This is a genomic window from Paracoccus sp. MKU1, assembly GCF_001447385.1.
Classification (GTDB): domain Bacteria; phylum Pseudomonadota; class Alphaproteobacteria; order Rhodobacterales; family Rhodobacteraceae; genus Paracoccus.
Genome location: NZ_LLWQ01000120.1, coordinates 52,653 through 59,556, shown reverse-complemented (window position 1 = coordinate 59,556; position 6,904 = coordinate 52,653). Strand labels below are relative to the sequence as shown.

Below are 6,904 nucleotides of genomic sequence, written 5' to 3'. Positions count from 1 at the left end.
CGGGGCTACGACAGCGATGGCCCGCATCGCAGCCTTGCCGCGCGCGGGGCCGGAACCTGCATCCGGCTGATGCCGACGCGAAAGCGCCGTCCGGCTTTCGATCCGATCCTCTATCAACAAAGAAACAGGATCGAGCGGTTCTTCAACAAGCTCAAACACGTCCGCGCCGTCGCAGCCCGCTATGACAAGCGCGACGACAACTTCATCCCCTCCGTCCAACTCGCAGCTCTGCGCATCTGGTTGCGGACATATGAGGTCGGTGACTTAGACCGCGATCGTCAGGGCCGGGTTTGTCGCTGCCGAGGGATTTGGCGATGAACAGCCAAGCGTCCTATCTTGAACGGCGGGCAAGGCGGCCGGTCATGTCCTCCTTTCACGCCATGTTCAGCGCCGGCACGCTGGGATGGTGGGTGTTCGCTGTCGCGGGTGATCTCGATGGGCTATGCCGGAATCCTGTTGGGTCCGGCGTTGATCGGATTTCTTGCCCAGGCGGTTTCCCTGACGGCGAGCCTGTCACTGGTTCTGGCGGGGCTGGCGGCAGTGGCATTCTTCGGCCGGGCATTTCAGCGAGGGGAGCTTTCTTAACCGCGCCGCGCCGTTCCAACAAAACCCGGCGTTGGACTTCAAGAGGAGTGGGCAGGGCCTCTGGTTGGGCCAGACTCTCGCATCAGATGGAGGCGCCATCGGGGGGCACAGCACAGGAATATCTGCTCCCCCATGTTGTGATACCGTTGGCCTTGCCAGCATCACCTCGACTCGCGAGCGGCAAACCGCTATGATTGCGCTAACAGTGACCCTTAAGGAGAGCCCGCATGGATAGTCACGCCGATCTGGCCCTCGTCGCGCATGATGGCAAGAAGGACGCCATGATCGCTTGGGTCGAGACGCGGATCGAACGGCTTCGGCCCCTGTCGTTGATCGCGACCGGGACCACCGGAGAGCGGATCCATGCCGCGACCGGGCTCGAGGTGAGCCGACTTCTCAGCGGACCTCTGGGCGGCGATGCGCAGCTTGGGGCGATGATTTCCGAAGGGCGGTTGAAGAACCTGATCTTCTTCATCGATCCGCTGTCCGCCTTGCCCCATGACGTCGATGTGAAATCGCTGCTGCGGCTGGCGATCCTTTACGATGCGCGACTGGCGGTGAATGCCAAAAGCGCGGATGCCGTGCTGACAGGGCTTGAGGCGGACGGCCTCTGATCCGATCCGCCGTCGATCGCGGCCTCGCCATTGGCCGAGCGAGAGGTCACGAGGGAGGCCTGGAAAGCGGATCACGCAGCCACGGAAGGGCGATTGCGTTAGAAATTCTAATGCCTCCTGAGAGAATATTCTCGTTTGCCCCATCGGGACTATCCGGAAATAAACCGCCTGTCCGGGTCGCGGGGTGCCCTGGCGCATATAACCGGTCATCAGCCCCGACCGATTGAGTTCAGATGCCGGACCTTGCTTTCGTCCACCGGAACCTCCGGTGGCGCAGGGTCTGGTTGCCTGGTCGGAAAAGCGTCCAGGTCGAATGTTGGGGGGAAGGATGCTCGCCGCGTCCCGGCATCCGCGGCGCGAGACAGGCCGCCGCGGCCCGGGGTTTTTTCGGGACTTCGCGACCGGCGATTTCATGGGCCTGCGGAGGAGCCACGCCGGTGGAAGGGCCATGAAAACCACGATGCATATCGGGCAGCTTCCGCCAGCCTTCAGCGGAGCGTCCAGTTCTAAGCCCAGGAAGGTATTCTATGGCCATATCGATTTTACCCGGCGGACCCGCTATGCGCGACGCCTCGGGGCGGCTGCCGATTGATGAGGCACCCCTCAAGACCATTCATGTCATAGCGGCCGCCGCCGTCCTGGGCGGTGCGGTGCTAGACGGTTATGTCCTCGGCATCGTCGGACCGGCGCTGTCCATCGCCAGGCAGGAAATGCAGCTTTCGGCGATCAGCCAGGGCCTGATCGCCTCCAGCGCGCTGATCGGGGTGTTCATCGGCGGCTTGTTCTTCGGCAATCTGGCGGATCGCTTCGGCCGCCGGCCGGTCTTCGGCTGGAACCTGGCGGCCTTTATCGTGCTGTCGGTGCTGCAAATCTTCGTGCAGGATGTCTGGCAGCTGGTGGCGATCCGGCTGGCGCTGGGGCTGGCGATCGGCGTCGAATATGCCGTGGGGTCATCCGTGCTGGCGGAGTTCTCGCGCCGCAAGGGCAGGGGGGTGCTGCTGGGCTGCTTCTCGATCGGCTGGCAGGTGGGCTTCACCGTCGCCTTCGTCGTCGGTTCCTTCTATGACGGCGACAACTGGCGCATGCTGCTGGCCTCAAGCGTGATCCCGGCGCTCATCACCTTCGCCTTGCGAATGACCCTGCCTGAGACCCCGATGTGGCTGAAGGCGCAGGGCCGCGACGCCGAGGCGCAGGCCATTGTAGACCGGTATTTCGGCGCGGAATATGCGATCCCCGATGTCGATCTGAACCCGCGCCACGCCTCGCCGCGCGAGCTTTTCACGGCCGAGACCTGGCGCCAGACCCTCTATTCCGGCTTCTTCTGGTTCTGTCAGGTCGGCCCATTCTTCGGCATCTTCACCTTCATGATGCCGGTGCTGGAGTCGCTGGGCCTGCGGGATGCGACGGCGGTGGACATGTCGCTGAACGCCATCCAGATCGCCGGTGCCGTGGTCGGTGTCTTCATGCTGCACTGGATGAGCCGCCGCGGTTTCGTGATCTGGACCTTCGTGATCGTGCTGCTGACCTTCCTGGCGCTGGGTCTGTTCCCGCAGGCGCCGACCTGGGTCGTCGTCACCCTGTTCGCGATCTACATGTTCGTCGCCCCGGCCGCGAACAACATCCAGTTCGTCTATCCGCCCGAAATCTTCGACACGCATGTGCGGGCCACGGGAGTCGGGTTTTCGGCCGCCTTCTCGCGGATATCGGCAGCCGGAGTGACGTATCTTCTGCCATATCTGCTGCAAAGGTTCGGATTCTCGACGACCCTGATCATGATGGCCGCATTTCCCTTGCTGGGTCTGATCCTGTCGATCCTCTGGGCCCCGGAAACCAAGGGCAAGCACTTGCGCTGAGCGCAGGCAGGGGGCGGCAGCGCCAGGCGCAGGCCGTTCCCTCAGCCATGGCGGGGCTGGGCGAGCCGCCACTTCCTGTGCCGCGCCAAGTCCCCTGTGAGGCGGCAGCCTGGAACGCACCCAAGTCTTCGAGCCGACAGGAGCGCTCAAGCTCAACGGTATGTGGCAGCGTCCATGACGAGGGCGCGGCGCGCGGCCTCAGGCGCCATGACCTTACGCGCGGTTTGGCTTGCGACCCTCGGGAGGGGCTGGGCGAAGGTTGTTGGCTTCAAGCCAGGCTGGATTTTCGGCGTACATGTCATGGATCAGCGTCTTGACCAGATCGAGATAGCGCGAGTTTTCGCCTGCACGGTGGTTGAGGATCACCGGGGACAATGCCCGCAGGCTGTCGATCATCCGATATTGCACGTCGGACCGCATCTGCCGGGCCGATGACGGTATGATGCAGATGCCGGAATCGGCGGCAACCAGGCCAAGGGCGGTCTGGATCTCCCGCACCTCCAGCACCTCGGACGGACGGACGTCCTCGTCCTGAAGCACGCCCAGAACCTGGTCGGCATAGCTGGGGCGCGGCTCCTTGGGATAGACGATCAACTTCTGCCCGGCGACTGCGGAAAGCGGCAAGGGCGTGTCGTCCCGGGCAAGGGGCGTGCCTTGCGGGAGCGCGAGGACAAGGCGTTCCTCGCGCAGGACGGTGCTGACCACATTCGGGTCATTCTGTTTCAGGCGGCCGAAGCCGATGTCGATGCGGCCTTCCTTCAGCGCCGGTATCTGCTGGATCGACAGCATTTCGAGCAGCTGGATGTCCAGCTCGGGCGCGTTCTGGCGCAGCTTCCGGATCAGCGACGGAAGACCACCGTAAAGCGTCGAAGCCACGAAGCCGATGGACAGCACCCGGTTGCGGTTCATGCCCACCCGGCGCGTCGCATCCTTCATCTGGTCAACCCGTCCCAGCACTTGCAATGCCTGTTCATAGAACAGACGTCCCGCATCGGTCAGCTTGATCGGCCGGCTTTTGCGGATGATCAGGACGACGCCCAGCTCCTCCTCGAGCAGCTGGATCTGACGGCTCAGCGGTGGCTGGGCGATGTGCAGCGTCTCGGCGGCGCGGGTGAAGTTCCGCTCGCGCGCCACGGCCACGAAATAGCGCAACTGCCGCAAATCCATGGCTTCCTCCTGTCTGCCGGGCGAAACTTATGCGTGTTTCAGGTATCTTGCAGCGGATCAAACCGCTGATATGCAGGATAATTCGCAGCATAATACCTTCAGAGCATGGTATCAAACCCAAACGGTGTTGGACGGAAGCGCGGGCCGGCTGCAATCTTGGCGGCATGAACCAGACATTCGCACCCCTTGCCCCGACCACCGCCGTCAGCCCCGTCATCGACCGGGTCGAGACCATCCTGGTCGATCTGCCGACCATCCGGCCGCACAAGCTGTCGGTCGCGACGATGAACGGCCAGACCCTGATGCTGGTCAAGCTGCATTGCAGCGACGGCGTGATCGGCCTCGGCGAAGGCACCACGATCGGCGGGCTGGCCTATGGCGGCGAAAGCCCCGAGAGCATGAAGCTGGCGATCGACACCTATTTCGCGCCCATGATGCTGGGTCAGGACGCGACCCGCATCCAGGCGCTGATGGCGCGCATCGGCAAGGCGGTCAAGGAGAACCGCTTCGCCAAGAGCGCCGTCGAGACCGCGCTTCTGGATGCACATGGCAAGCGGTTGGGCCTGCCGGTCAGCGAGCTGCTGGGCGGCCGGCGCCGCGACCGGCTCGCCGTGGCCTGGACGCTGGCCTCGGGAGATACGGCAACCGACATCGCCGAGGCCGAGCGCATGCTGGACCTGCGCCGCCACCGCATCTTCAAGCTGAAGATCGGCGCTCGGGACATCCGCGACGATATTGCCCATGTCGCGGCGATCAAGCGCGCGCTTGGCGAACGCGCCGCGGTGCGGGTCGACGTGAACATGGCCTGGAGCGAGACCGAGGCGGCCCATGGCATGGCGGCGCTGGCCGATGCCGGCTGCGAGCTGGTCGAGCAGCCGGTCGCCACGGCCGCGGGGCTGGTGCGGCTGGTGCGCCGCTTTCCCACGGCGCTGATGGCCGATGAATCGCTCTCGGGCCCGGAATCGGCTTTCGAGCTTGCCCGGGTGCATGGCGCCGATGTCTTTGCCGTCAAGATCGAGCAATGCGGCGGCTGCTTCAACGCCCTGCGCGTCGCGGCCATCGCCGATGCGGCGGGGATCGGCCTTTACGGCGGCACCATGCTGGAAGGCGCGGTGGGCAGCATCGCCTCGGCTCATGCCTTCTCGACCTTCGCCAACCTGCAATGGGGCACGGAGCTGTTCGGTCCGCTGCTGCTGACCGAGGAGATCCTGCGCGAGCCGCTGGATTACAGCGACTTCGCGCTGACGGTCCCATCCGGGCCGGGCCTCGGCATCCAGCTGGACGACGACCGCGTGGCGTTCTTCGCCCGCGACGGCCTGCACCGCAAGACCCACCCCGCCGGCTGAGGAGGACCGCCATGCTGTTCCACGTTCGGATGGATGTGAAGATCCCCCGCGACCTGCCCGCCGAGGAGGCGGCCGAGATCATCGCCCGGGAAAAGGCCTATGCGCAGCAGTTGCAGGCCAGCGGCAAGTGGCGGCACATCTGGCGCATCGCCGGCGAATACGCGAATTTCAGCATTCTCGACGTCCGGGACAATGCCGAACTGCACGAGATCCTGTCGGGCCTGCCGCTGTTTCCGTTCATGAAGATCGAGGTGACGCCGCTGCTGCGCCACCCTTCCTCGATCCGCGAGGACGACCGCTAGAGCCATCATTCCCGAAGGGCCGGCGGAGGAGCCGACCCGTCCCAGTTTCCACGAGAATCCAGGAGGAGAGACCATGACTGTCAAGATTTTCGACCGGCCCGACGTACAGGATTTCCTGAAGGTGCTAAGCGGCCTGACGAATGACGACGGCGATCCGCGCATGAAGCAGATCGTGCACCGGCTGATGTCCGACCTGTTCCGGGCCATCGACGACCTGAACATCACCCCCGACGAATACTGGACGGGCGTGGCCTGGCTGAACGATCTGGGCGCGGCCGGGCAGGCGGGGCTGATCTCGCCCGGACTCGGCATCGACCATTTCCTGGACGAACGGCTCGACGCCATCGACGCCTCGCTGGGTATCGAGAACCCCACGCCGCGCACCATCGAGGGGCCGCTCTATGTCGCGGGCGCCCCGGAATCGGTGGGCTTCGCGCGGCTCGACGACGGCACCGACACCGACGGCCACACGCTGATCATGCACGGGGTCGTGCACGGCGCCGACGGCCAGCCGCTGCCCGGCGCCAAGGTCGAGGTCTGGCATTGCGACACCCGCGGCTTCTATTCGCATTTCGACCCGACCGGCAAGCAGGCGCCCTTCAACATGCGCCGCACGATCATCGCGGACGATCAAGGCCGCTACAGGTTCCAGAGCATCCTGCCCAGTGGCTATGGCGTGCCCCCCGGCAGCCCGACCGAGGCGCTGCTGTCGGCGCTTGGCCGCCACGGCCAGCGGCCGGCGCATATCCACTTCTTCGTCAGCGCCGATGGTCACCGCAAGCTGACCACGCAGATCAATATCGAGGGCGACCCGCTGATCGACGACGATTTCGCCTATGCGACCCGCGAGGGGCTGGTGCCGCATGTCGTCGAGCGCACTGACGAGGAAAGCATTCATGCCAACGGGCTGAACGGTCCCTTCGCCGAGATCGAATTCGACATCCACCTGACCGCCCTGGTCGATGGCGTCGACAACCAGGCCAACGAACAGCGCCGTCGCGCTGCCGCCTGACCGATGCTGATGGGCGGCCGCCGCA

8 protein-coding genes are annotated in these 6,904 nt (G+C 64.7%); 7 read left to right on the top strand and 1 reads right to left on the bottom strand.

Annotated elements, in window-relative coordinates; genetic code table 11:
• The 4 genes from AQY21_RS27705 to AQY21_RS07895 form a co-directional block, all read left to right on the top strand.
• Window positions 1-318, top strand: a 318-nt coding sequence (locus AQY21_RS27705; RefSeq protein WP_152988159.1) for a transposase, incomplete at its 5' end; no start/stop codon positions are given.
• Window positions 319-435: 117 nt separating this feature from the next.
• Window positions 436-585, top strand: coding sequence for a hypothetical protein (locus AQY21_RS27700; protein WP_203416441.1), 150 nt, complete (start codon window positions 436-438; stop codon window positions 583-585).
• A 227-nt stretch (window positions 586-812) separates the two neighbouring features.
• Window positions 813-1,199, top strand: a complete 387-nt coding sequence (locus AQY21_RS07900; RefSeq protein ID WP_058097165.1) for a methylglyoxal synthase — start codon at window positions 813-815, stop codon at window positions 1,197-1,199.
• 560 nt (window positions 1,200-1,759) lie between these two features.
• Window positions 1,760-3,052, top strand: coding sequence for an MFS transporter (locus tag AQY21_RS07895; RefSeq protein ID WP_238986717.1), 1,293 nt, complete (start codon window positions 1,760-1,762; stop codon window positions 3,050-3,052).
• A 213-nt stretch (window positions 3,053-3,265) separates the two neighbouring features.
• Here AQY21_RS07895 and AQY21_RS07890 read toward each other — a convergent pair whose 3' ends face one another.
• Entirely contained in the window at window positions 3,266-4,219 is a 954-nt protein-coding gene (locus AQY21_RS07890; protein WP_058097163.1) for a LysR family transcriptional regulator, read from the bottom strand.
• Window positions 4,220-4,383: 164 nt separating this feature from the next.
• On the opposite strand from AQY21_RS07890, the gene AQY21_RS07885 reads away from it, so the two are divergent.
• The 3 genes from AQY21_RS07885 (at window position 4,384) to catA (ending at window position 6,879) form a co-directional block, all read left to right on the top strand.
• Window positions 4,384-5,565 carry a muconate/chloromuconate family cycloisomerase gene (locus AQY21_RS07885; RefSeq protein WP_058097162.1) on the top strand — a complete coding sequence of 394 codons (1,182 nt, stop codon included), beginning with the start codon at window positions 4,384-4,386 and terminating at the stop codon, window positions 5,563-5,565.
• 11 nt (window positions 5,566-5,576) lie between these two features.
• Complete coding sequence (gene catC, locus AQY21_RS07880) at window positions 5,577-5,867, top strand: muconolactone Delta-isomerase (RefSeq protein WP_058097161.1); 291 nt, start codon at window positions 5,577-5,579, stop codon at window positions 5,865-5,867.
• 73 nt (window positions 5,868-5,940) lie between these two features.
• Window positions 5,941-6,879, top strand: coding sequence for a catechol 1,2-dioxygenase (catA, locus tag AQY21_RS07875; RefSeq protein WP_058097160.1), 939 nt, complete (start codon window positions 5,941-5,943; stop codon window positions 6,877-6,879).
• The last annotated feature ends 25 nt before the right edge of the window (window positions 6,880-6,904 follow it).